General features: G+C 66.9%; 22 protein-coding genes. 6 read left to right on the top strand and 16 right to left on the bottom strand.

Features of this window, described 5'->3' with window-relative positions:
- The first annotated feature begins 105 nt into the window (after positions 1 to 105).
- A complete protein-coding gene (locus RM190_RS07325) occupies positions 106 to 864 on the top strand; it encodes an SDR family oxidoreductase (RefSeq protein WP_390908090.1) in 759 nt (252 codons plus the stop codon).
- 4 nt (positions 865 to 868) lie between these two features.
- On the opposite strand, the gene RM190_RS07320 is transcribed toward RM190_RS07325, so the two are convergent.
- A complete protein-coding gene (locus RM190_RS07320; RefSeq protein WP_311758754.1) occupies positions 869 to 2,686 on the bottom strand; it encodes an ABC-F family ATP-binding cassette domain-containing protein in 1,818 nt (605 codons plus the stop codon).
- Positions 2,687 to 2,728: 42 nt separating this feature from the next.
- Positions 2,729 to 3,712, bottom strand: coding sequence for a serine hydrolase domain-containing protein (locus RM190_RS07315; RefSeq protein WP_311758753.1), 984 nt, complete (start codon positions 3,710 to 3,712; stop codon positions 2,729 to 2,731).
- A 122-nt stretch (positions 3,713 to 3,834) separates the two neighbouring features.
- Here RM190_RS07315 and RM190_RS07310 point away from each other — a divergent pair, with 122 nt between their 5' ends.
- The 4 genes from RM190_RS07310 (at position 3,835) to recR (ending at position 6,932) form a co-directional block, all read left to right on the top strand.
- Positions 3,835 to 4,119 carry a DUF2218 domain-containing protein gene (locus tag RM190_RS07310; RefSeq protein WP_311758752.1) on the top strand — a complete coding sequence of 95 codons (285 nt, stop codon included), beginning with the start codon at positions 3,835 to 3,837 and terminating at the stop codon, positions 4,117 to 4,119.
- A 79-nt stretch (positions 4,120 to 4,198) separates the two neighbouring features.
- A complete protein-coding gene (locus tag RM190_RS07305; RefSeq protein WP_311758751.1) occupies positions 4,199 to 5,974 on the top strand; it encodes a DNA polymerase III subunit gamma/tau in 1,776 nt (591 codons plus the stop codon).
- 3 nt (positions 5,975 to 5,977) lie between these two features.
- Entirely contained in the window at positions 5,978 to 6,322 is a 345-nt protein-coding gene (locus tag RM190_RS07300; RefSeq protein WP_311758750.1) for a YbaB/EbfC family nucleoid-associated protein, read from the top strand.
- Between the two features lies 1 nt (position 6,323).
- On the top strand, positions 6,324 to 6,932 hold the full coding sequence (gene recR / locus RM190_RS07295) for a recombination mediator RecR (RefSeq protein WP_311758749.1): 609 nt from the start codon (positions 6,324 to 6,326) through the stop codon (positions 6,930 to 6,932).
- Positions 6,933 to 7,023: 91 nt separating this feature from the next.
- Here the strand turns inward: recR and RM190_RS07290 are convergent, their stop codons facing one another.
- The 4 genes from RM190_RS07290 to RM190_RS07275 all read right to left on the bottom strand — a co-directional run bounded on the left by RM190_RS07290 (position 7,024) and on the right by RM190_RS07275 (position 11,421).
- Positions 7,024 to 7,470, bottom strand: coding sequence for an Hsp20 family protein (locus tag RM190_RS07290; RefSeq protein ID WP_311758748.1), 447 nt, complete (start codon positions 7,468 to 7,470; stop codon positions 7,024 to 7,026).
- Positions 7,471 to 7,665: 195 nt separating this feature from the next.
- On the bottom strand, positions 7,666 to 8,952 hold the full coding sequence (gene glcF / locus RM190_RS07285) for a glycolate oxidase subunit GlcF (protein ID WP_311758747.1): 1,287 nt from the start codon (positions 8,950 to 8,952) through the stop codon (positions 7,666 to 7,668).
- Positions 8,922 to 9,986, bottom strand: a complete 1,065-nt coding sequence (locus RM190_RS07280) for an FAD-binding protein (protein ID WP_311758746.1) — start codon at positions 9,984 to 9,986, stop codon at positions 8,922 to 8,924. The genes glcF and RM190_RS07280 overlap by 31 nt, the downstream gene beginning before the upstream one ends.
- The gene (locus RM190_RS07275) at positions 9,976 to 11,421 is read right to left on the bottom strand and encodes an FAD-linked oxidase C-terminal domain-containing protein (protein WP_311758745.1); all 1,446 of its coding nucleotides are present in this window, start codon (positions 11,419 to 11,421) and stop codon (positions 9,976 to 9,978) included. Before RM190_RS07275 ends, RM190_RS07280 begins: the two co-directional genes overlap by 11 nt.
- Positions 11,422 to 11,547: 126 nt before the next feature.
- Between RM190_RS07275 and RM190_RS07270 the strand changes: the two genes are divergently transcribed.
- On the top strand, positions 11,548 to 12,252 hold the full coding sequence (locus tag RM190_RS07270; protein ID WP_311758744.1) for a DUF599 domain-containing protein: 705 nt from the start codon (positions 11,548 to 11,550) through the stop codon (positions 12,250 to 12,252).
- On the opposite strand, the gene RM190_RS07265 is transcribed toward RM190_RS07270, so the two are convergent.
- From RM190_RS07265 to RM190_RS07220, 10 genes are all read right to left on the bottom strand, one after another.
- Entirely contained in the window at positions 12,214 to 13,410 is a 1,197-nt protein-coding gene (locus RM190_RS07265) for an MFS transporter (protein WP_311758743.1), read from the bottom strand. The two genes, RM190_RS07270 and RM190_RS07265, sit on opposite strands and share 39 nt — an antisense overlap.
- Before the next feature lie 105 nt (positions 13,411 to 13,515).
- Positions 13,516 to 14,298 carry a crotonase/enoyl-CoA hydratase family protein gene (locus RM190_RS07260; RefSeq protein ID WP_311758742.1) on the bottom strand — a complete coding sequence of 261 codons (783 nt, stop codon included), beginning with the start codon at positions 14,296 to 14,298 and terminating at the stop codon, positions 13,516 to 13,518.
- Positions 14,295 to 15,152: a hydroxymethylglutaryl-CoA lyase gene (locus RM190_RS07255; RefSeq protein WP_311758741.1), complete on the bottom strand. Its 858-nt coding sequence runs from the start codon at positions 15,150 to 15,152 to the stop codon at positions 14,295 to 14,297. Before RM190_RS07255 ends, RM190_RS07260 begins: the two co-directional genes overlap by 4 nt.
- Entirely contained in the window at positions 15,139 to 15,804 is a 666-nt protein-coding gene (locus RM190_RS07250; protein ID WP_311758740.1) for a glutathione S-transferase family protein, read from the bottom strand. Before RM190_RS07250 ends, RM190_RS07255 begins: the two co-directional genes overlap by 14 nt.
- Positions 15,797 to 17,722, bottom strand: coding sequence for an ATP-binding protein (locus RM190_RS07245; protein ID WP_311758739.1), 1,926 nt, complete (start codon positions 17,720 to 17,722; stop codon positions 15,797 to 15,799). Before RM190_RS07245 ends, RM190_RS07250 begins: the two co-directional genes overlap by 8 nt.
- A 79-nt stretch (positions 17,723 to 17,801) precedes the next feature.
- A complete protein-coding gene (locus RM190_RS07240; protein ID WP_311758738.1) occupies positions 17,802 to 18,302 on the bottom strand; it encodes an O-acetyl-ADP-ribose deacetylase in 501 nt (166 codons plus the stop codon).
- A 5-nt stretch (positions 18,303 to 18,307) separates the two neighbouring features.
- Positions 18,308 to 19,912 carry a carboxyl transferase domain-containing protein gene (locus RM190_RS07235; protein WP_311758737.1) on the bottom strand — a complete coding sequence of 535 codons (1,605 nt, stop codon included), beginning with the start codon at positions 19,910 to 19,912 and terminating at the stop codon, positions 18,308 to 18,310.
- A 43-nt stretch (positions 19,913 to 19,955) separates the two neighbouring features.
- Complete coding sequence (locus RM190_RS07230; RefSeq protein ID WP_311758736.1) at positions 19,956 to 20,435, bottom strand: lysozyme inhibitor LprI family protein; 480 nt, start codon at positions 20,433 to 20,435, stop codon at positions 19,956 to 19,958.
- Positions 20,432 to 20,938 carry a lysozyme inhibitor LprI family protein gene (locus RM190_RS07225; RefSeq protein ID WP_311758735.1) on the bottom strand — a complete coding sequence of 169 codons (507 nt, stop codon included), beginning with the start codon at positions 20,936 to 20,938 and terminating at the stop codon, positions 20,432 to 20,434. Before RM190_RS07225 ends, RM190_RS07230 begins: the two co-directional genes overlap by 4 nt.
- Positions 20,938 to 22,098 carry an isovaleryl-CoA dehydrogenase gene (locus RM190_RS07220; RefSeq protein WP_311758734.1) on the bottom strand — a complete coding sequence of 387 codons (1,161 nt, stop codon included), beginning with the start codon at positions 22,096 to 22,098 and terminating at the stop codon, positions 20,938 to 20,940. The genes RM190_RS07225 and RM190_RS07220 overlap by 1 nt, the downstream gene beginning before the upstream one ends.
- Between the last annotated feature and the right edge of the window lie 165 nt (positions 22,099 to 22,263).

Below are 22,263 nucleotides of genomic sequence, written 5' to 3'. Positions count from 1 at the left end.
CCGTCCCGAAAGGGGCGGCCTTTTTCATGCCCGGGCTTTGAAGGCAGCATACGGGACGTATGGCATATGGACGCCCCCTAGTCTGATCCATGACAGCAACAGGAGATGTCGAACATGGATCTGCTCAAGGACAAGGTGGCAATCGTCACCGGCGCGTCATCGGGAATCGGCCGGGCCACGGCGCTGCTTTTTGCAGCCGAAGGTGCGGCCGTCGTGCTGAACGCACGGGGCGCATCCGCGCTTGGCGAAATCGCCGAGGAAATCGCGGACATGGGCGGGCGCGCCTGCCAATTCGCGGGGGATGTCGCGGACCCGGCCACCCATTCGGAACTGGTCGGGCTGGCCATCGAACGCTACGGACGGCTCGACATTGCGGTGAACAACGCTGGCATCGTCGGGCCCATGGGTCCGATCGCCGAGATCGCGCCCGAGGACTGGAACCACGTCCTTGGGACGAACCTGACCGGCGCCTATCTGGGCGCGCGCGCCCAGATCCCGGCAATGATCGCCGGTGGGGGCGGTGCGATCCTCTTTACCTCGACCTTTGTGGGGACCAGCGTGGGGATGCCCGGCATGACGGCTTATGGCGCTTCAAAGGCCGGGTTGATGGGCCTCGTCAAGGGGATCACCGCCGATTACGCGCTGCAAGGCATCCGCGCCAATGCGATCCTGCCGGGCGGGGTCGATACCCCCGCTGCCGGCAACCGCGAGCAAAAGGAATGGGCCGCCGGGCTGCACGCCATGAAACGGATCGCCGAACCGGTCGAGATCGCCAATGTCGCGCTGTTTCTCGCCAGCCCGATGGCAAGCTTCGTGACCGGCACGGCGCTTTTCGCAGATGGTGGAAACTCGGCGGTGAAGTAGTGCCTCAGCCGTCCTTTTCCGCCAGTTCCAGCCATTCCTCCTCGGCGGCGGCAAGCGCCGCCTGGCGTTCCGACAGGCCCTCGCTCGCCTTGGCGAATTTGGCGGGGGCCGAGGTGAACAGGTCGGGCTGGGCGAGGAAATCGTGCAGCTTGCCGATCTCGGCCTCCAGGCGCTCCATCACGCCCGGAAGGGCCTCCAGCCGCTTTTTCTCGGTAAAGCTCAGGCCAGATTTCGCGACCTGGGCCTTCGGCTCGGGCTTTCCCGGTGCCGGTGGCGCGGCGGCGGGCTTCGCCCCCTCGGTCGCGATTTCATCCTCGGGGCGCTGCGCGCGGTAGTCCGACCAGCCGCCGGGATAGATCACGGCGCGGCCGTCACCCTCCATCGCCACGGTGGTCGTGGCCACGCGGTCGATGAAGTCGCGGTCATGGCTGACCAGCAGCACGGTGCCGTCATATTCGCCCAGAATGTCCTGCAGCAGGTCCAGCGTTTCGACGTCCAGATCGTTGGTCGGTTCGTCCAGCACCAGCAGGTTCGAGGGCCGCGCCATGATCCGCGCCAAAAGCAAGCGTGCCTTCTCGCCGCCCGACAGGCTGCCGACCGGCGCGCGGGCCTGCGCCTCGTCGAACAGGAAGTCCTTGAGATAGGCGATGACGTGCTTGGGATTGCCGCGCACCATGACCTGATCCGAACGGCCAGAGACCCGCATCGACGGATCACCCGTCAGCGCGTCCCACAGGCTGACCGTCTCGTCGATGGCGCTGCGTGCCTGATCAAAGATCGCGACGTCCAGATTGGTGCCGTGCTTGACCTCGCCGGTATCGGTCGGGATCTCTCCGGTCAGCATCTTGATCAGCGTGGTCTTACCGACGCCGTTCGGGCCGACAAAGGCCACGCGGTCGCCGCGCAGCACGCGCAGGTCGAAAGGCTTCAGGATCGTGCGGCCCCCGAACGCCTTGGAAATGCCCTTGGCGTCGATCACGCGCTTGCCGGATTGCTGGCCCGATTCCAGTTCCATCAGGGCCGTGCCCTGACGGCGGATCTGGCCCGCGCGTTCATCGCGCAGTGCCGCCAGCGCGCGGACGCGGCCCTGGTTGCGCTTGCGCCGGGCGCTGATCCCCTCGACCGCCCAACGGGCCTCGGCCTTGATCTTGCGGTCCAGCTTGTGGCGGGCGTCATCCTCGGCCGCCCAGACGGTTTCGCGCCAATCCTCGAAATGTTCGAAGCCGCGTTCCTGACGGCGGACCTCACTGCGGTCGATCCACAGGGTCGCGCGCGTCAGGGCGCGCAGGAAGGCGCGGTCGTGGCTGATCAGGACGAAGGCGGTCTTGGTCGTCGAAAGCTGCTCCTCGAGCCAGCCGATCGCCTCGATGTCCAGGTGGTTCGTCGGCTCGTCCAGCAGCATCAGCTCGGGCGCCTCCGCCAGCAGCCGGGCCAAAGCGGCGCGCCGACGCTCACCGCCCGAGGCGGTGGCGACGATGCGGTCGGGGTCGAATTTCAATCCCTCGGCCGCCATCTCGACGCGATAGCCTTCGCCGTCATGCAGGCCGGCGCGGGCGAAGTCGCCCAGCGTGGCAAATCCCGACAGGTCGGGCTCTTGCTCCATATAGCCGACCTTGACGCCGGCTGGGGTGATGACCTGCCCGGCATCGGGCTCGACCAACCCGGCCATGACCTTCATCAGCGTGGACTTCCCCGAGCCGTTGCGGCCGACCAGCGCCAGCCGGTCGCCTGCCTGCACGGTCAGGTTCAGACCGTCGAAAACGGGATTGCCGCCGAAGGTCAGGGAAATGTCGGTAAGTTGCAAAAGGGGTGCGCGTGCCATGACCCGCGAGATATGATGCCCCGCGGCCTTGGTCAACGGGCGCTAGAGCTGTTCGACAAGTTGACCCGCCAGCGCGTGCAGTTCCTGCCGGTATCCGGTCCGGGCCGAGGGCTGGTCGGGATCCGAAGTCATCGCGATCGCAACCGCCGGGCTGCGCCCCGCTGCCGGAAAGACATAGATCATCTGCCCGCCATAACCCCAGCCATACCGGACATCCCGCCCGCCGATCCGGCTGATGAACCAGCCATAGCCATATTCCTCGCCATTGAAGATCGAGCGCGTGCGGGGCAGCCAGCTTTCCGCGATCCAGTCCTGCGGGATCACCCCCTGCCCGCCCGCGGCATAGGCCGCACCAAAGGCCAGCAGGCTGCGGGTCGACATCGCCATCTGGTTCCCGCCCAGATAGATGCCCTGAGGGTCACGCTCCCATCCGGTGATGGCAAAACCCGGAATCGCCAGCCAGTCCCGCGCCAATGCCAGGGTCGAGCGGCCCGATGCCCGCGTCAGCATGGCCGAGACAAGATGGCTTGACGCCGTAGAGTACAGCATCCTGCCGCCGGGTTCGGTTTCAAATGGCACCGCCAGCGCGGCGCGGACCCAGTTCCGGCTGCTGACCCAGCGCCCGTAATTTGGCCCGGACTGGCGCTGTAGCCCCGCCTGCATGGACAGCAGGTTGCCCAGCGTCAGGTCCCCCATCCTTGGGTCCGGGTCAGGTGGCAGATCGTCCCGCAGCACCTGGGACACGGGTTGGTCCGCGCCCGAAAACAGGCCCTTCCGAATGGCGATCCCGGCAAGGGCCGAGATGACGGATTTCGACGCCGACTTGATGTTGGTGGGCCGGTCCGGGGTAAAGCCGCCATAACCCTGCGCCGCGATCTCGGCCCCGTCGCGCCACAAGGCGACGGCGCGCAGTTGCGGCAGCATCGCCGCATCGGCAAGAGCCGCTTCAGTCGCGCCCCGAGCCAGTCGGGGCGAGGCAAGCAGCGGCAGGGCGGCGGCGGTCAGCAGGATTGAACGTCGGTGCATCATCGTTATATGGGGCATGACCGGGCCGCGTGGGCTTCACCCTTTCGTGACCCCGTCCTTTCCGTCCGCCAGCCGCAGCCAGCCGGACCATCAGCACGACAAGGAAACCCATGTCCCAGACGATGTCCCGTTCCCGCTGCCATGTCGCCACCGACCATGCCAGCCGCTATCTGCAGCAGCTTTGCAAGCATTGGGCGCACAAGTTCGAGGTCAGCTTCGATCCGCAACAGGGCCGCATCCTGATGACCGAGGATCGCGAGGTCACGATGACCGCGACCCCCACTGCGCTTGAGATCTCGCTTTCCGCGCCCGCCGAGGCGCTGACCCATCTTCAGGATGTCGTCGACAGCCATATCATCCGCTTCGCCTTCCGCGAGGAACTGGCCTTCGACTGGCAGCCGGCCTGAAGCTGCGGGGGCGCACCGGAAACGGTTGTCGCCCCCCGCCCTCGCCGCTAATCTGCCCGCTGACCCAGAAGGCCGAGAGATGAGCGAGAGCGACAAGACCTATCAAGTGCTGGCGCGGAAATACCGCCCCGAGACTTTCGCCGATCTGGTTGGCCAGGATGCGATGGTGCGGACGCTGAAGAACGCCTTCGCCGCCGACCGCATCGCGCAGGCCTTCATCATGACCGGCATCCGCGGCACCGGCAAGACGACCACCGCCCGGATCATCGCCAAGGGCCTGAACTGCACCGGCCCCGACGGTGCCGGCGGCCCCACGACCGAACCCTGCGGGGTCTGCGAGCATTGCGTCGCCATCTCCGAAGGTCGCCATGTCGACGTGATGGAAATGGACGCGGCCTCGCGCACGGGCGTGAACGACATCCGCGAGATCATCGAAAGCGTGCATTACCGGGCCGCTTCCGCCCGCTACAAGATCTACATCATCGACGAAGTCCACATGCTGTCGACCAGCGCCTTCAACGCGCTGCTGAAGACGCTTGAGGAACCGCCGCCGCATGTGAAGTTCATCTTCGCCACGACCGAGATCCGCAAGGTTCCCGTGACGGTCCTGTCGCGCTGCCAGCGCTTCGACCTGCGCCGTATCGAACCCGAGGTGATGATCGCGCTTCTGCGCAAGATCTCAACGCGCGAGGGGGCCGAGATCACCGATGACGCGTTGGCGCTGATCACCCGCGCGGCCGAGGGCTCGGCCCGCGACGCGACCTCGATCCTCGACCAGGCGATCAGCCACGGCGCCGGAGAGACCACTGCTCCGCAGGTCCGCGCGATGCTGGGGCTGGCTGATCGCGGCCGGGTGCTCGACCTTTTCGACATGATCCTGCGCGGCGCGGCGGCCGAGGCTCTGGCCGAACTGCAGGCGCAATACGCCGATGGCGCCGACCCGATGGCGGTATTGCGCGACCTGGCCGAGATCACGCACTGGATCTCGATCGTGAAGATCACGCCCGAGGCGATTGATGACCCGACCGTCGGCCCGGACGAACGCGCGCGGGGCCAGGATATCGCGACCCGAATCCCGATGCGGGCACTGACCCGGCTGTGGCAGATGCTGCTGAAGGCGCTGGAAGAGGTCGGTGCCGCTCCGAACGCGATGATGGCCGCCGAAATGGCGATCATCCGCCTGACCCATGTCGCCGACCTTCCCGACCCCGAGGCACTGATCCGCAAGGTCCAGGCCTCGGCCGCTGCGGGAGAGTTCAGCCGCGCCTCGGCCCCCGCCCCCAGCCGGGCCGAAGCACCGCGCGCCAGTGCGCCGCGCGCCCCCGTCGCCATCCGTGCCGACGGTGCCGCGGCAGCAATGGCCGTTTCGCCCGACGCGCTGGCCGCGTTCCCCGATTTCGAAGCGGTGATCGAACTGATTCGCCGGATGCGCGACATGAAGTTGCTTCTCGATGTCGAGGATCACCTGCGGCTCGTGCGGTATACCCCCGGCCGGATCGAATTCGAACCCACGGGCAACGCCCCTCGCGACTTTGCCCAGCGTCTGGCCGAACGCCTGCGCGGCTGGACCGGCGGGCAACGCTGGGCGGTCACGGTCGTCTCGGATGGTGGCCAGCCCACGATCAGCGAACAGCGCGCCGCGCGCGAGGTGGCGGCACGGGCAAGGGCGATGGAGAACCCGACCGTGCAGGCGATCTTCGCGACCTTCCCCGGCGCAAAAATCACCGCGATCCGCCCGGTTCCCGTCCCGCCAACGGTTGAAAAGCCCGCTGATGAAGATACATCCCCGCATGAGCTGACCGAAGGCCCCGTGGCCGAGGTCGAGGAATGGGACCCTTTCGAGGACGAGGAATAAGCGATGTTCAAAGGCCTTGGCGACATGGGCGATCTGTCGAAGATGATGGAAGCTGCCCAGCAGATGCAGACGAAGATGGCCGAGATGCAGGACGGGCTGACGCGCCTGTCCGTCACCGGCGAAGCGGGGGGCGGCCTCGTCAAGGCAACCGCCACCGCCAAGGGCGAACTGACCGCGCTGGACATCGATCCTTCGATCTTCCGCTCGGAAGACAAGGAAGTGGTCGAGGATCTGATCCTGGCCGCGATCAAGGACGCGCAGCGCCGCGCCACCGACAAGGCGGCCGAGGAAATGGCCCGCCTGACGCGCGAGATGGGCCTGCCCGCAGACCTGAAGATGCCCTTCTGACATGGGCCCCGGCCCCGCTGCTGGCGACGACATCGAGACATTGATCACGACGATGGCGCGGTTGCCGGGGCTTGGACCCCGCTCGGCCCGCCGCATCGTGCTGCACCTGATCCGCAAGCGCGCGGGCCAGATGGCGCAGCTTGCCGCGCTGATGTCGAGTGTCGCCGAAACCGCGCGGGAATGCCGGACATGCGGCAACATCACCCAGTCCGACCTTTGCCCCATCTGCCAGGATCCCGGACGCGCCACGGGCGAGATCTGCGTCGTGACCGAGGTCGCGGACCTTTGGGCACTGGAACGCGGGCGCGCCTTTCGCGGACGCTATCACGTCCTCGGCGGCACCCTTTCGGCGCTAGACGAAATCGGGCCTGAGGATCTGCGCATCCCTGAACTCGTCGCCCGGATCGCGGATGAAAACGTGACCGAGGTGATCCTGGCCCTTGCCGCAACGGTCGAGGGGCAGACCACGGCCCATTACATCGCCGAGGCGCTTGAGCCCACCGGGGTCGCCGTGACCGGCCTTGCGCAGGGCGTCCCTGTCGGGGGCGAACTCGACTATCTCGATGACGGAACCATCACCGCGGCGCTTCGCGCGCGGCGCAGGCTCTGACAGCAAAAAAGGCGCAACCTTTCGGCCGCGCCCGTTTCATCGTTTCGGAAATACCCCGGGGGTGCGGGGGCAGCGCCCCCGCTTCCTGTCGTCAGGCGTCCAGTTTCTCGACGGTCTGCGCGCCCTTGGCGATCTCGATCCGGCGCGGTTTCAGCGCCTCGGGGATCTCGCGGGCCAGGTCGATGTTCAGCATCCCGTCCTGATGGCTCGCGCCCACGACGCGGACATGGTCGGCCAGGGTGAAGCGGCGTTCGAAGGCACGGGTCGCGATGCCGCGATGCAGGAAGGTCCGGCCCTCATCCTCGGCGGATTTGCGCCCCGCAACGATGACGGCGCCATCCTTGACCTCGACATTCAGGTCCTCGGCGCCGAAGCCGGCAACCGCGATCGCGATGCGATAGGCATTCTCGCCAGTCTTCTCGATGTTATAGGGGGGATAGCTCGCGATATCGGCCGAGAGCGCTCGGTCCATCACATCGGCCATGCGGTCGAAGCCCACCGAGGCACGATAAAGCGGGGTCAAGTCGAAATTGCGCATATTCGCATCCTTTTCAAAGCGATACAAAGGCTTGCCCCCCTTGCGGGCGGACAGGTCCGTCGGCGCCTTCTGGCCCTCCGACATCGCTTCAGTTGGGAATGGGCAATGATCTTTTCAAGCCCGGCCCGCCCCACGGCCCGACCTGTGGCCAGCTTCGGCGTCGCCGGGGTATTTGGAAAACGGTGAAACCGAAGGTCAGCGCGAAAGGGCGCCGGGTGCTGGCCCCCCGGTTGCCCAGTCCAGCAGCTCGACCGTATGGACCACCGGCAGGCCGGTTCCGGATCCGATCTGCATCATGCAGCCGATATTGCCGGCGGCGATCACCTGGGGTGCCGTCGCCTCGAGCGTCGCGACCTTGCGGCGCTTCAACTCACCCGACAGTTCTGGTTGCAGCAGATTATAGGTTCCGGCCGAACCGCAGCAAAGATGCGGGTTTTCCGGCTCGACAACGGTGAAACCGGCGCGCGTCAGCAGCGATTTCGGCGCGCTTTTGATCTGCTGGCCGTGCTGCAGCGAACAGGCCGAATGATAGGCAACGCGCAGCGCCTGCCCCGTCGTCTCGGGCAGCCCGTGCGTGTCGAGAAATTCGGTCACGTCGCGCGCCAGCCTGGCCACGCGTTCGGCCTGGGCCTGCATCGTGTCGCCCGCGAAGATCTTGCCGTAATCTTTGACCGTGGTCCCGCAGCCCGAGGTGTTGATGATGATCGCATCCAGTGTGCCGGCGGCATCCGCCGCCAGAAAGCCGCGGACCGTGGCCCGGGCAGAGTGCAGCGCGTCCTCTTCGCGGCCCATGTGATGGGTCAGCGCGCCGCAGCAGCCGAAACTTTCGGGGATCACCACCTCGCATCCGGCACGGCGCAGCAGCCGGATCGTCGCGTCGTTGATGTCGGTGTTCAGCGCCCGCTGGGCGCAGCCCGGCATCAGCGCCACCCGCGCGCGCTTTTCCCCGATCGGCGCGAAGACCTGACCGCGGTCATTGGCGCTGGCGCGCGGCAGCGATTTCGGCGCCATGTCCAGCATCGCCCGCAGCCTTCGGTCGGGCATCAGCCCGGCAAAGGGACGTGCCAGCCTTGCTCCCATCAGCGCCAGCCTGAACCGACCCTGATGCGGCAGCACCTTGGCCAGCATCCAGCGCAGCGCCCGGTCGCGCCAGGGCCGGCGATAGGTCTTTTCGACATGGATGCGCGCATGGTCAATCAGGTGCATGTAATCCACCCCCGAGGGGCAGGTCGTCATGCAGCTGAGGCAGCTGAGGCAGCGGTCCAGGTGCTTGACGGTCTTTTCGTCCGCGTCCCGCCCGCTTTCCAGCATGTCCTTGATCAGGTAGATTCGCCCTCGCGGGCTGTCCAATTCATCGCCCAGCACCTGATATGTGGGGCAGGTCGCGGTGCAGAATCCGCAATGGACGCAGGCGCGCAGGATCTTGTTGGACCGCGCGACCAGCGGATCCTTCAGCTGTTCTTCTGTAAAATTGGTTTGCATGAACTTTCGCTGGCAAAGATGCCGCGAGGATCGAACCGCTCGCGGAGGCTGGCATTCAGCCTTGCGACCACCGGGTGGGGCGCAGGCAGGGTCAGGGGGCTTTCGCCGGTGACGCGGGCGGCATGGCCCGACCATTGCGGCAGGCGCGGCACCTCGCCCGAGGGCAGTGCGACCCAGATCAGCCCGCCGCCCCAGTCAAGGGCCAAGGGCTGCGGCAGGGCGGCAAGCAGCCGCGCCACCTCGGACGGATGGCAGACGATGCGCCACAGGTCGCCCTCGGCCACGCGCGGGATCATGTCGGACCAGCACGCGCCGTCGCCATCGGTCACCTCGCCGAAGGGGGCAAGCCGATCGCTCAGGGCGCGGCGGCGGATCCCGACCGATCCCTCCAGCCCTTCGATGCGGATCAGCGCGCCCTGCCCCGGCAGCCATGCCGCGCCCGAGACGTCATAGGGACCGGTCAGGGCCGAGGTGAGTGCCGCGACCGCCTGCGTCGCGTCAAGCCCGGGCAGGGCCAGCGTCGCGGCACAGGGCGGGATCGGCGCTGTCTTGAAGGACAGTTCGGTCAGCACACCCAGCCGTCCGCGCGACCCGGCCAGCAGCTTCACCAGATCATAACCGGTGACGTTCTTCATCACCCGTCCGCCATTCCTGACGATCTCGCCCTGACCATCGACATAGCGCAGCCCGATCAGCGCATCGCGGCAGGCCCCCGACTGGACCCGGCGCGGGCCCGATGCATTGGCCGCGACCACGCCGCCGATGGTCGAGCCGGGCCGGGCATCGGGTTCAAAGGCCAGCATCTGACCTTCGGCGGCCAGAACGCGCTGGACCTCGTCCAGTTGCGTGCCGGCGCGGACCACCAGCGTCAGTGCAGCGGGTTCGTAAAGCGTCACCCCGGCCAGCCCCGAGACGTTCAGCCGCTCTCCCTGCCCCTCGCCCGGTCGCAACCGCGTGCCGCCACCAACGGGCGATAGGGGTTCGCGCGCGGTGCGGATCAGCTGGGCGACATCTTCCTCGGTCTCAGGCCGCATTGCGGATCCCTTCGCGCCGGGAGGCCGAGACGGCCAGCGGAAAGACCTTGGCCGAATTCAGCAGCCAGCCGGGATCGAAGACGTCCTTGACCCGCATCTGTGCCTCAAGATCGGTGGTGGTGAATTGCGTCGACATCAGCTCGCGCTTCTCGACACCGACGCCATGTTCGCCGGTCAGGCAGCCGCCGACCTCGACGCAAAGCTTCAGAATCTCGGCCCCCAGCGCCTCGCAGCGTTCAAGGTCTCCGGGCGTGTTGGCATTGTAAAGGATCAGCGGATGCATGTTGCCGTCGCCCGCGTGAAAGACGTTCGCGACATCCAACCCATATTCGCCCGAAAGCCGGGCGATCCCCGCCAGCACCTGCGGCAGGGTCGAGACGGGGATGGTGCCGTCAAGGCACATGTAGTCGTTGATCTGTCCCATCGCGCCAAAGGCCGATTTGCGGCCCAGCCAGATGCGGCGGGATTCGTCCTCGGACTTGCTTTCGCGGAACTCGATCGGATCGAAGGCCTCGGCAATGCCCCGGATCAGGCGCAGCTGTTCGTCGATCTCGGGCGCGGTGCCTTCGACCTCGATGATCAGCAGCGCCTCGCAATCGGGGTAGCCCGCGCCGGCAAAGGCCTCGGTCGCGCGGATGCAGGGGCGGTCCATGAACTCGATGGCGACGGGTAGGACGCCCGCGCGGATGATGGCGGCGACGCAGGCACCCGCGGTTTCCGAGGCGTCAAAGCCGACCAGCACCGGGCGCGCACCCGCGGGTTTCGGCAGGATGCGCAAGGTCGCCTCGGTCACGATGCCAAGCTGACCCTCGGACCCGCAGACGACGCCCAGCAGATCCAGTCCCGCCGCTTCACCCATGGGGCCGCCAAGCGCAACCACCGATCCGTCCATCAGGACGACGGTCACACCCAGCAGATTGTTGGTGGTGACGCCGTATTTCAGGCAATGCGCACCGCCTGAATTCATCCCGATATTGCCGCCGATCGCGCAGGCCAGCTGGCTGGAGGGATCGGGCGCATAGAAAAAGCCAGCGCCGTCCACGGCACCGGAAACGGACAGGTTCGTGCGCCCCGCCTGGACCCGGATGAAACGGTCGTCCAGATTGGTGTCGATCACGGCATTCATGCGGGCAAGACCCACGATCACCGCGTCGGCGGTGGGCATCGAGCCACCTGCAAGACTGGTCCCCGCCCCGCGCGGCACAACCGGCACGCCTTCATCATGGCAGATCCGCAGGACCGCCGCGACCTCGTCGGTCGTTGCGGGCAAGACCACAGCCAGCGGCGGGCAGCGATAGGCGGAAAGCGCGTCGCATTCATAGGCGCGGGTTTCGGCGGGATCGTCGATCACAGCCGCGGGAACGGCTTCGCGCAGACGCGCGACGATGCTTGCGGCGCGCGCGATAACGCGGCGGTCGGGCTCGGGCATCTGCATCAGACGTGCGACCCCTGCTGGATGCGGGTTGCTGCCATTGCTTCCTCCACCGCAAAGACGACGCCCCTTGGATAGCCGCGCCGCAAGTCTCTGGCAACCGCCCTGCACCGCCGTTAGTCTTGCGGCATGGAAAGCAGCATCGTCACCCTTCCCCAAAGTTTCACCACGGCCGATGCCGCCGCGGTGATCTGGCTCTTCGGCAGTTGGCTTGCGATCGGCTGGCTGACCGAGCATCCGCCGCGCCGCCATCCTTCGGTCTCGGTGCTGATGAAGGAATATCGGCGGGAATGGATGCGGCAGTTCGTGACGCGCTCGCCCCGCATTTTCGACGGCAATATCCTGTTCTCGCTGCGCGAAGGCACGTCGTTCCTGACCTCGGCCTGCATGATCGCGATCGGGGGCGGGCTGGCGCTGATCGGCAATACCGACCAGCTGGCCGGGGTCGCCCGGCAGTTCGACATGGACCATGTCCCGGCGCTGATGTGGGAAATCAAGATCGTGGTCGCGCTGTTCTTCGTCGCCAATGCGATGCTGCGCTTCATCTGGTCGCATCGCCTGTTCGGCTATTGCGCGATCATGATGGCCGCGGTCCCGAACGAGATCGACGATCCCCATGCCGTGCCCCGCGCCCTGCAAGCGGCCGAGATCAACATCACCGCCGCGAAAAGCTACAATTCCGGGCTGCGCTGCGTCTATTTCGCGCTTGGAGCGCTGGGATGGCTGGCGGGTCCGCTATGGCTGTTCATGGCGACGACTGCCGTGCTGGCCGTCACCGTCCGCCGGGAATTCGCCTCAGGCTCGCGCCGTGTAATTCTGGCGCGACTGCCCTGACACGCGTGCCTGCCAGGCCGCGAGCGCCAGCACAAGAAGCCCCGCGATAGACAGCGCGATCCCGACCAGACCCGAGGAACGCCAGCCCCAGCCCGCCCCCAGCGCCATGCCCGCCAGCCAAGGGCCCAGCGCGTTGGCGGCGTTAAAGGCGGCATGGTTCATCGCGGCGGCCATGGATTGCGCTTCGCCCGCGACCTCCATCAGCCGTGTCTGCAACGGCACCGCCATCGAGGCGCCGACCCCGATGATGAAGGACGAGCCGATCATCAGCACCCAGTTGCCCACGGCCAGCGAAGCCAAGCCCTGCGTCACCGCCATGAAGACCATCAGCACGAACGAGGCGCGGAATTCCCCCAGCCGGATCGTCAGGCGGGCGGACATGATGCTGCCCAGCGTCATCCCGACGCCAAAGGCCGACAGCAGTGCCGCCACCGCCCAGGATGGCGGGTTGGTGGTCGCCAGCATCGCGGCCGACAGATAGGAATAGACCGCAAAGACGCCACCGCAGCCGACCGCGCCGACCAGCAGCGTCAGGATGACCGCGGGGTTCTTCAGCGCTCGTAATTCGGCCATCGGTCTTGCGTTCGGAGGGGCGCCCACGCGCGGCGCAAGCCGCAGGATCAGCCAGCCCGCGATCAGCGCCAGCACACCCGGCAGAGCAAAGCCCCAGCGCCAGCCCAGCCCCTGCCCCAGCACCCCCGCCAGTGGCACGCCCGCGATATTGGCGATGGTCAGGCCCAGCAGGATCTGCGTCACCCCCTTGGCGCGCTGCTCTTTCGGCAGGGCGTCGGCGGCGAACAGCATGGCCACGCCCAGAAAACCACCATGCGGCAGGCCCGCCAGGAAACGGGTGAAGACCAGCGTGCCATAGCCGGGCAGCACTGCCGCCAGCAGGTTCATCAACCCATAGGCCGCGATCAGCCCCGCCAGATACCGCCGTCGCGGCAGCTTTGCGCCCAGAAGCGTCGTGATCGGCGCGCCAACGACGACGCCCAGCGCATAGGCGCTGATGACGTGACCGGCCTGCGGCTCGGTGATGCCCAGATCGCTGACATACCAGGGCAGCAGCCCCATGGCCGCGAATTCGGACGTTCCGATGGCAAAGGCACCAAGCCCAAGGGCCAGGATCGCGAGTTTGAGGTTCGGCGGGGGCGGCATGACGTCACGTTCCGGGCTGAGGGGGAGTTGTGATGGCGATAACAGATCGCCCCTTCTCCTGTCAGCATCACCCCAGCACAGTCCGGCCATGCGCTCAGCGCAAGGCTAGACCTGCCAGTGCGGCTTGCGCTTGTCGAAAAAGGCGGCAATGCCCTCGGGCGCCTCGTCCCCTTCCCAGACGCGGACCAGTGCTTCGACCGTGTGGTCGATCACCTGCTGGTCCAGACGCGGACCAAGATCGCGGACAAGGCGCTTGGCCGCGGCAACCGCGCCGGGCGCGCAGGACAGATAGGGCGCAACCTCGGCCTCGACCGCGGCGTCAAGCTGATCTGCCCCGGCAATGCGGGCCACCAGATCAAAGCGCATCGCCTCATCCGCGCCAAAGGCGCGACCGGACATGAAGACGCGGCGTGCCCTTGCCTCGCCCAGCCTGGCGACGACATAGGGACCGATGGTCGCGGGGATCAGGCCCAGCCGCGTCTCGGTCAGGGCAAATCGCGCCTCGGGCACCGAAATCGCCACGTCGCAGACCGAGATCATGCCGATCCCGCCGCCGAAGGCATTGCCCTGAACCCGCCCGATCAGCGGCTTCGGCAAGGTGTTCAGCGCGTTCAGCATTCCCGCCAGCTCGCGTGCAGCGGCGCGACGGGTATCGGCATTGGCGCGCATCTGGTCCTGCATCCAGCCCAGATCGCCACCCGCGCAGAAGCTTTTCCCCTCGGCCGCCAGCACCACCACGCGGACCGCGCTGTCATCGGCCAGAAGGGCCGCGGCCTCGGTCAGGGCGTGGATCATCTCGGCCGACAGGGCATTGTGCTTGTCGGGACGGGCCAGCCACAGATGGGCAACGCCGCGCGGGTCGACCTCGATCCGGATCGTCTGCATCATTCCCCTCCTGCCCGCATGGCGCGGGCCATCATGGCGGCACTGTCGATCACCGCCGGATCAAGGCCGGTCTGATACCCCCGTGCGGCAAGATGGGCGGCCACGGCCTCGGTCGCGACATTTCCCTTGGCTCCGGGGGCATAGGGGCAACCGCCAAGCCCGCCCACCGCAGCGTCGAAAACCCTCAGACCGCGCGCAAGACTTGCATCGACATTCGCAAGCGCGCGGCCCGCCGTGTCGTGGAAATGCCCGGCAAGGCGCTCGGGCGGCAGTTCCTGCAGAACGGCTGACAGCATCGCGTCCACCGTTTCGGGGCGGCCCTGCCCGATCGTGTCGCCCAGGCTGATCTCATAGCAGCCCAGGTCGCGCAGCGCCGCAGCGACGCGGGCGACATTCGCGGGTGGCGTCGGCCCGTCATAGGGGCAATCCGTCACGACCGAGACATAGCCCCGGACCGGAATGCCATCGGCCCGCGCCGCCGCCGCCACCGGCGCAAAGCGTTCCAGGCTTTCGGCAATGCCCGCGTTCAGGTTCGCGCGCGAGAACCCTTCCGAGGCCGAGGCGAAGATCGCGACCTCGTCGGCGCGGGCGGCCCGCGCGCCTTCGTATCCCTTCATGTTCGGGGTCAGGACGGCATAGCTGATGCCGGGTGCGCGGGTGATGCCAGCCATGACCTCGCCCGCGTCGGCCAGCTGCGGTACCCATTTCGGGGAAACGAAGCTTGTCACCTCGATCCGGCGAAAGCCGGCGCGCGACAGCAGGTCGACCAGCGCGATCTTTTCGGCTGCGGGGATGCGACGCTTTTCGTTCTGCAGCCCGTCGCGCGGTCCCATTTCAAAGATTTCAGCCCTGGACATCGGGCACCTCGTAGAAATCGCGGTCATAGATCACGCGTGTTCCCGGCCCCGGCAAAGCGCGTCGAAAGGCGGGGCGGGCCGCGCAGCGCGTCGCATAGGCCGCAAGCAGCGGACGCTCGTTCAACCGCACGAAGCGCGTCGAAAGCCAGACAGAATAGCCGATCTGGCAATCCACGCCCGAAAACTCGCCCAGCAGCCAGTCGCGGGTCTCAAGCGCCTGTTCGACCAGCCCCAGGGCGCGCGCAAGCCGCGCCGCCTCCAGCTTCATAACGGTCGGTGAGCGCTGCCAGTCCTCGCGCAGCATGATGTGATGCTGGGTCAGGTTCGCCAGATGCTGGCCCAGCGTCTCGCCGAAATGCAGCCAGTCCAGCCATTCGGCCCGTCCCTCGGTTCCCGGTGCGCGGCCCAGATGCGGGGCGCGGGTCTCGCACAGCCATTCGGTAATCGCACCGGATTCATGAAGCGTGACCCCGCCATAGCAAAGGGCGGGAACACGGCCCACGGGATGGACCCCGGAATAAGGGGGCTTGCGCATCGAGCCGTCGAAGAAATCCAGCTCTTTCAGGGTGAAGGGACAGCCGATCTCGTTCAGCAGCCACAGCGCCCGCATCGACCGGGACAGAGGCACATGCCACAGCGTCAGGTCAGCCATCCTCATCCTCCAGCCGGATCAGGGGCGCGCCCGCCTCGACCTGATCGCCAGCGCGGGCCAGCACTTCGGCCACGCGGCCATCGCGGGCGGCGGTCAGGGTATGTTCCATCTTCATCGCCTCAAGGATGGCCAGCCGGTCGCCGCTCGCGACCTCCTGCCCGGTGGTCACGAAAACCGCCTTGACCAGCCCCGGCATGGGCGAAAGTGTCAGGCCCCCACCCACCTCTGCCCCGCCGCGCGCCAGCGGATCAAGCGGCACCAGCGTCAGCGAGCGCCCGCCAAAGACGCTGGTTCCCGCCGCGTGGGTCACGATGCGAGAGCGGCGGGGGCTGCCATCCACCCACCAGCGCCCGCCTTCATATCCGATCTCATGGGTGCGGCCGTCTAATGTGACCCGGGCGGCGCCGGGGCCAAGCACCTCCAGCACGGCGTCGCCGCCCTGCCACGCGATCGTGCGGCGCAAAGGCTGCCAAAGCGTGATGCCGCCGCGCACCATGGGGTCGTCCAGCCCGGCAAGCCCCAGCACGGCCAGGGCACGCGCGCGGGGATCAGGCTCGGCCGCGCGGATCAGATCGTCAAGATCGCGGCCGATCAGTCCGGTATCGACCTCGCCGCGGCCGAACCCCTCGTGCCGGGTCAGGGCGATCAGGAAATCGACATTGGTGACAGAGCCCGCGACCTCGGTTTCGGCCAATGCGGTTTCCAGCGCGCGCAGCGCGATGGCCCGCGTCGCACCATGGGTCACGACCTTGGCGATCATCGGATCGTACCAGGGGCTGATCGTATCCCCGGCCCGCACGCCTGCTTCGATCCGCGCGGTATCGGGAAAGCGCAGATGGGCCAGCGTCCCGGTCGCAGGCAGGAACCCGGCGAGCACATCCTCGGCGTAAAGCCGCGCCTCGAAGGCGTGGCCGGTGATGTGCAGATCTTCCTGCCGAAGCGGCAGATTCTCACCGCTGGCGACGCGCAATTGCCATTCGACCAGATCGATGCCGGTAATCGCCTCGGTAACGGGGTGCTCGACCTGCAGGCGGGTGTTCATTTCCATGAACCAGAAGCGGTCAGGGCGCAGCCCGTCCGAGCCGTCGACGATAAATTCGATGGTTCCCGCCCCGGAATATCCGATCGCCTCGGCCGCGCGCACCGCCGCCGCGCCCATGGCCGCACGCATCGCACGCGTCATGCCGGGGGCCGGGGCTTCCTCGATCACCTTCTGGTGGCGGCGCTGCAGCGAGCAGTCGCGCTCGAACAGGTGGACCGCCCGAATACCGTCGCCAAAGACCTGCACCTCGATGTGGCGAGGCTTGGGGACGAACTTCTCGATCAGCACGGCGGAGTTGCCGAATGCGGTCGCGGCCTCGCCCTGGGCCGAGGCAAGGGCCGCAGCGAAGTCCGCCGGGCTTTCCACCAGCCGCATCCCTTTGCCGCCACCGCCGGCGACGGCCTTGATCAGCACCGGATAGCCGATGCCGTCGGCCTGCCGGGCCAAATGGGCACTGTCCTGATCCGCGCCGTGATAACCCGGCACGACCGGGACGCCCGCGCGCTCCATCAGCACCTTGGCCGCGTCCTTCAGTCCCATCTTGCGGATCGCCGCCGCCGAAGGGCCGATGAAGACAAGACCCGCCGCCGTCACCGCATCAACGAAATCCGGGTTCTCGCTGAGGAAGCCATAGCCGGGATGGATCGCCTGCGCGCCGGTTTCAAGCGCCGCGCGGATGATCGCGTCGCCCCGCAGATAGCTGTCGCGGGGCGCTGAGCCGCCGATATGGACCGCCTCGTCCGCCAGTGCGACATGGCGCGCGCCACGGTCCGCATCGGACCAGACGGCGACGGTGCCGACGCCAAGCTTGCGGGCGGTGTCGATGACGCGGCAGGCGATTTCGCCGCGATTGGCGATTAGGATCTTGCGGAACATCCGGCACCTCGGGTGGCGGGGGCGGCACCGGGGGTTTCACACCCCCGGACCCCCGTGGGGTATTTGGCAAACAGTGAAATCATCCAAGCGCCCCCTGCAGGATCCGCGCAGTGGCGTCATCGAAGGCGACAAGCGTGACCGACAGCCCCGCCCCATGCCTGCGAATGGTCGCGACCGCGATATCCGCCGCGCGCTCGGCCGGGAAGCCGTAGATGCCGGTCGAGATCGCGGGAAAGGCAATGGTTGCAAGTCCGTTGGTGCGGGCCAGGTCAAGCGCGCTGCGATAAGCCGAGGCAAGATGTGCGTCCTCGGCCCTGTCGCCGCCTTGCCAGACCGGACCGACAGCATGGATGATGTGGCGCGCGGGCAGATGGTAGCCCCCGGTGATGCGCGCCTCTCCGGTCGGACAGCCGCCCAGCGCACGGCATTCCTCCAGCAGGCCGGGACCTGCGGCGCGGTGGATCGCGCCATCGACGCCACCCCCGCCCAGCAGACTGCGGTTCGCGGCATTGACGATGGCATCCACCCGAAGCGTGGTGATGTCGCCTTGCCAGACGCGGATACCGGGTTCGCGCTCCATCCCGCCTACATCCTGAAGACGCCGAAGCGCGTCGGCTGGATCGGAGCGTTCAGACTGGCGCGCAGGCTGAGGGAGAGCACGTCGCGGGTCTTTCGCGGATCGACGACGCCATCGTCCCAAAGCCGGGCCGAGGCATAAAGCGGATGGCTTTGGCGGTCGAACATCTGGATGGTGGGGCGCTTGAACTCGGCCTCTTCCTCGGGCGACCAGGTGCCGCCCGCGCGCTCGATCCCGTCGCGACGGACAGTGGCGAGGACGCCTGCCGCCTGCTCTCCTCCCATGACCGAGATGCGGGAGTTCGGCCAGGTCCACAGAAAGCGCGGTGAATAGGCGCGCCCCGACATGCCGTAATTCCCGGCGCCGAAACTGCCCCCGACCAGCATGGTAATTTTCGGCACATTGGTCGTCGCCACTGCCGTCACCATCTTGGCGCCGTGGCGGGCGATGCCTTCATTCTCGTATTTGCGGCCGACCATGAAGCCGGTCACGTTCTGGAGAAAGACCAGAGGGATGTTCCGCATCGAGCAAAGCTCGATGAAATGCGCGCCCTTCTGCGCGGCCTCGGAGAAGATCACCCCATTGTTGGCGACGATGCCGACCGGACACCCCTCGACATGGGCGAAGCCGGTCACCAGCGTCTCACCGAAGCGGGCCTTGAATTCATCGAAACGCGAGCCGTCGACCACGCGGGCGATGACTTCGCGAATGTCATAGGGGGTGCGCAGATCGGCGGGCACGACGCCCAGGATATCGTCGGGGTCATGCGCGGGTGCTTCGGCCGCTTGCCACTGCACGCCTTGGGGCAAAGCCCGGTTCAGGCTGCCGACTGCGCGGCGGGCCAGGGCAAGGGCATGGGCGTCATCCTCGGCAAGGTAATCGGCAACGCCGGAGAGACGGGTATGGACATCGCCGCCGCCCAGATCCTCGGCGCTGACGACCTCACCGGTCGCGGCACGGACCAGCGGCGGGCCGGCCAGGAAGATCGTGCCCTGGTTGCGCACGATGATGGTCACGTCCGACATCGCCGGGACATAGGCGCCCCCCGCCGTGCAACTGCCCATCACCACCGCGATCTGGGCGATACCCTTGGCCGACATGCGGGCCTGATTATAGAAGATGCGGCCGAAATGGTCGCGGTCGGGAAATACCTCGTCCTGATTGGGCAGGTTCGCCCCGCCGCTGTCGACCAGATAGATGCAGGGAAGGTGGCATTCCTCGGCGATCTCCTGTGCGCGCAGGTGCTTTTTCACGGTCATCGGATAATAGGTGCCGCCCTTGACGGTCGCGTCATTGGCGACGACCATCACATCCTGTCCGTGAACGCGCCCGATCCCGGCGATGACGCCCGCTGCGGGTGCCGCGCCGTCATACATCTCATGCGCCGCCGTGGCCCCGATTTCCAGAAAGGACGATCCGGGATCCAGCAGGTTCGCGACCCTTTCGCGCGGAGGCATCTTGCCACGGGCGACGTGCCGTTCCATCGCCTTCGGCCCACCCCCCTCGGCGGCGGCAAGGGCCGCTTCGCGCACGGTGGCCAGCATCGCAAGATGCGCCTCGCGATTGGCGCGGAACGTGTCGGATGAGCGGATGGCCTGGGTGGCAAGCTTCATCTTGCGATCCTCGTGACGGGTGGGCTTGCGCGGCGCGGGCGGGTCATTCGGCATCGCCCAGGGAAAGCAGCAGCGCCACCTGCCGGGCGGTTTCGTCGCGAATGCAGCGCGCCCCGGCAAGCTTGGCCTTGTCCTCACCCGCGGCATCTCTGGCCTGGTTGCACAGGTCGTCGCGAAAGGCGATCCAGCTGCGTTCGGCCTGGCGCAGCATCTCGGCAGGCTTGATCCCCTTGGCGGACTGGTCCTGAAGCGCGGCGTCATAAGTCGCGGTCAGCTTCGCCTCCCAAGCCTGATGCGACGCATCAAGGCAATTCGCCAGCGGGAAATCCGGATCGTCGCCCGAATACTTCCCCTTGGCATAGGTCAGGCAGGCCTCCATCCCCGTTCCGGCGCAGTCGGCGCGGGCACCCTGGGTCGTGGCGTCCTTCAGGCATTGGTCGATCGCCAAGGGGTCGAAACCCGAGGCGTCGCCCGCGTAAGCAGGAACAGACAGCGCCATCAGGACAAGGCCCGCGCGGATCATTGAGCGCCCTCGTTGTCCCGGCCCATGTCGCGCAGCCGCAGGGCCTGTTCCCCCGTCAGCTGCATCATGCAATTTGCCGACGCGGGACCACCGGCGGTGCCGCCCTGAAAGCGCACGGCTTCATAGCGGCAGCTCGAATCGCGAAAGGCGATCCAGTCGCGCTGCGACTGCTTCAGGACCGGCGCGGCGGGATCGGCGGCCGAGCCAAGCTTGACCAGGTCGGCATCGGCCTCCTCGGCCCTCTTCAGCAGTCGGGTGTATTCGCGGTTCAGAAGCGCGTCCCAATCCTTCGTCTCGGCCGCAAGGCAATTTCCCATGCCGACAGTCGTATCGCCGCCCGGCTTGGCCATGCAGGCGGTCGACGCCTCGCCGATGCAGACGCGGGCATTCCCGGTATCCCCGGCGGTGCGGTCCAGACAGGCGGTCAGGATGTTCGGGTCATAGGCGGGTTCGTCCGCGACAGCCGGGGTTGCCAGCAACAGGGCAAGGGCCAAAATGCGCATCACGCAATCTCCATCAACTGCCGCCCGATCAGCATCCGGCGGATTTCCGAGGTTCCGGCGCCAATCTCCATCAACTTGGCGTCGCGGAACAGGCGGCTGACCGTGCTGTCATTCAGGAAGCCCGCCCCGCCCAGCGCCTGCACGGCCTGATGCGCCTGGACCATCGCCTGTTCGCTGGCGTAAAGCACCGCGCCTGCCGCATCCTGCCGCGTGACCTTGCCCGCATCGCAGGCGCGCGCGACCTCATAGACATAGGCGCGGGCGGTATTCAGCGCGACATACATGTCGGCGATCTTGCCCTGCATCAGCTGGAACGAGCCGATGGGCTGGCCGAACTGCCGGCGTTCGCGGACATAGGGCATCACCTCGTCCAGACAGGCTGCCATGATGCCGGTGCCGATCCCCGACAGCACAAGGCGTTCGTAATCAAGCCCGGACATCAGGACGCGCACGCCCTTGCCCTCGGCCCCCAGCACGTTTTCGAAGGGCACTTCGCAATTCTCGAAAATCAGCTCGCCCGTGTTCGAGCCGCGCATCCCTAGCTTGTCGAAATGCGGGCTGGTCGAGAACCCCGCCATGCCGCGCTCGACAATGAAAGCGGTGATGCCCTTGCTGCCCGCCTCGGGGTCGGTCTTGGCATAGACGACCAGCGTATCGGCATCAGGGGCGTTGGTGATCCAATACTTGTTGCCGTTCAGGACATAGCGGTCATTGCGCTTTTCCGCGCGCAGCTTCATCGAGACGACGTCGCTGCCCGCCCCTTCCTCGGACATGGCAAGGGCACCGACCGCCGTGCCGCTGCACAGGCCTGGCAAGTATTTCGCGCGCTGTTCATCGGTGCCGTTCAGCTTGATCTGGTTCACGCAAAGATTCGAATGCGCGCCATAGGACAGGCTGATGCTGGCGCTGGCGCGGGCGATTTCCTCGGTCGCGACGACATGAGCCAGATAGCCCATGCCCGCGCCGCCCCAAGCCTCGGGGACGGTTATCCCCAGAAGGCCCAGCGCGCCCATCTCGGGCCAGAGTTCATTCGGAAAGGCGTTCGTGCGATCGACATCCGCCGCAATAGGCTTCAGCCGGTCCTGCGCCCAGCGATGCACCATGTCGCGCAGGGCATTGACGTCCTCGCCCAGGTCGAACTGCATCCCGGTGGTGAACATCGGCGCCTCCCTTCCGATTATTGAACAACTGTTCATTTCCATTGTTTATGCGTCGCATGCCGAGCGCGCGTCAAGCCCCGACACCCGCGATGCTGGCGGCAGGGCCCGAGTCGGGCAAGCGGGAAGCGTGGTTGACATGGGCAAGGCCGCACGCGATCCATGCCC

The sequence above is a fragment of the Paracoccus broussonetiae genome (assembly GCF_031854425.1).
Lineage (GTDB): Bacteria > Pseudomonadota > Alphaproteobacteria > Rhodobacterales > Rhodobacteraceae > Paracoccus > Paracoccus broussonetiae.
This window is presented reverse-complemented; position numbering and strand designations above follow the sequence as displayed.

Bases quoted from the DNA above. Each gene is read 5' to 3' on its own strand.
- RM190_RS07325 (WP_390908090.1), top strand. From the start codon at position 106: ATGTCGAACATGGATCTGCTCAAGGACAAGGTGGCAATCGTCACCGGC.
- RM190_RS07320 (WP_311758754.1), bottom strand. From the start codon at position 2,686: ATGGCACGCGCACCCCTTTTGCAACTTACCGACATTTCCCTGACCTTC.
- RM190_RS07315 (WP_311758753.1), bottom strand. From the start codon at position 3,712: ATGCACCGACGTTCAATCCTGCTGACCGCCGCCGCCCTGCCGCTGCTT.
- RM190_RS07310 (WP_311758752.1), top strand. From the start codon at position 3,835: ATGTCCCGTTCCCGCTGCCATGTCGCCACCGACCATGCCAGCCGCTAT.
- RM190_RS07305 (WP_311758751.1), top strand. From the start codon at position 4,199: ATGAGCGAGAGCGACAAGACCTATCAAGTGCTGGCGCGGAAATACCGC.
- RM190_RS07300 (WP_311758750.1), top strand. From the start codon at position 5,978: ATGTTCAAAGGCCTTGGCGACATGGGCGATCTGTCGAAGATGATGGAA.
- recR (WP_311758749.1), top strand. From the start codon at position 6,324: ATGGGCCCCGGCCCCGCTGCTGGCGACGACATCGAGACATTGATCACG.
- RM190_RS07290 (WP_311758748.1), bottom strand. From the start codon at position 7,470: ATGCGCAATTTCGACTTGACCCCGCTTTATCGTGCCTCGGTGGGCTTC.
- glcF (WP_311758747.1), bottom strand. From the start codon at position 8,952: ATGCAAACCAATTTTACAGAAGAACAGCTGAAGGATCCGCTGGTCGCG.
- RM190_RS07280 (WP_311758746.1), bottom strand. From the start codon at position 9,986: ATGCGGCCTGAGACCGAGGAAGATGTCGCCCAGCTGATCCGCACCGCG.
- RM190_RS07275 (WP_311758745.1), bottom strand. From the start codon at position 11,421: ATGCAGATGCCCGAGCCCGACCGCCGCGTTATCGCGCGCGCCGCAAGC.
- RM190_RS07270 (WP_311758744.1), top strand. From the start codon at position 11,548: ATGGAAAGCAGCATCGTCACCCTTCCCCAAAGTTTCACCACGGCCGAT.
- RM190_RS07265 (WP_311758743.1), bottom strand. From the start codon at position 13,410: ATGCCGCCCCCGCCGAACCTCAAACTCGCGATCCTGGCCCTTGGGCTT.
- RM190_RS07260 (WP_311758742.1), bottom strand. From the start codon at position 14,298: ATGATGCAGACGATCCGGATCGAGGTCGACCCGCGCGGCGTTGCCCAT.
- RM190_RS07255 (WP_311758741.1), bottom strand. From the start codon at position 15,152: ATGTCCAGGGCTGAAATCTTTGAAATGGGACCGCGCGACGGGCTGCAG.
- RM190_RS07250 (WP_311758740.1), bottom strand. From the start codon at position 15,804: ATGGCTGACCTGACGCTGTGGCATGTGCCTCTGTCCCGGTCGATGCGG.
- RM190_RS07245 (WP_311758739.1), bottom strand. From the start codon at position 17,722: ATGTTCCGCAAGATCCTAATCGCCAATCGCGGCGAAATCGCCTGCCGC.
- RM190_RS07240 (WP_311758738.1), bottom strand. From the start codon at position 18,302: ATGGAGCGCGAACCCGGTATCCGCGTCTGGCAAGGCGACATCACCACG.
- RM190_RS07235 (WP_311758737.1), bottom strand. From the start codon at position 19,912: ATGAAGCTTGCCACCCAGGCCATCCGCTCATCCGACACGTTCCGCGCC.
- RM190_RS07230 (WP_311758736.1), bottom strand. From the start codon at position 20,435: ATGATCCGCGCGGGCCTTGTCCTGATGGCGCTGTCTGTTCCTGCTTAC.
- RM190_RS07225 (WP_311758735.1), bottom strand. From the start codon at position 20,938: ATGCGCATTTTGGCCCTTGCCCTGTTGCTGGCAACCCCGGCTGTCGCG.
- RM190_RS07220 (WP_311758734.1), bottom strand. From the start codon at position 22,098: ATGTTCACCACCGGGATGCAGTTCGACCTGGGCGAGGACGTCAATGCC.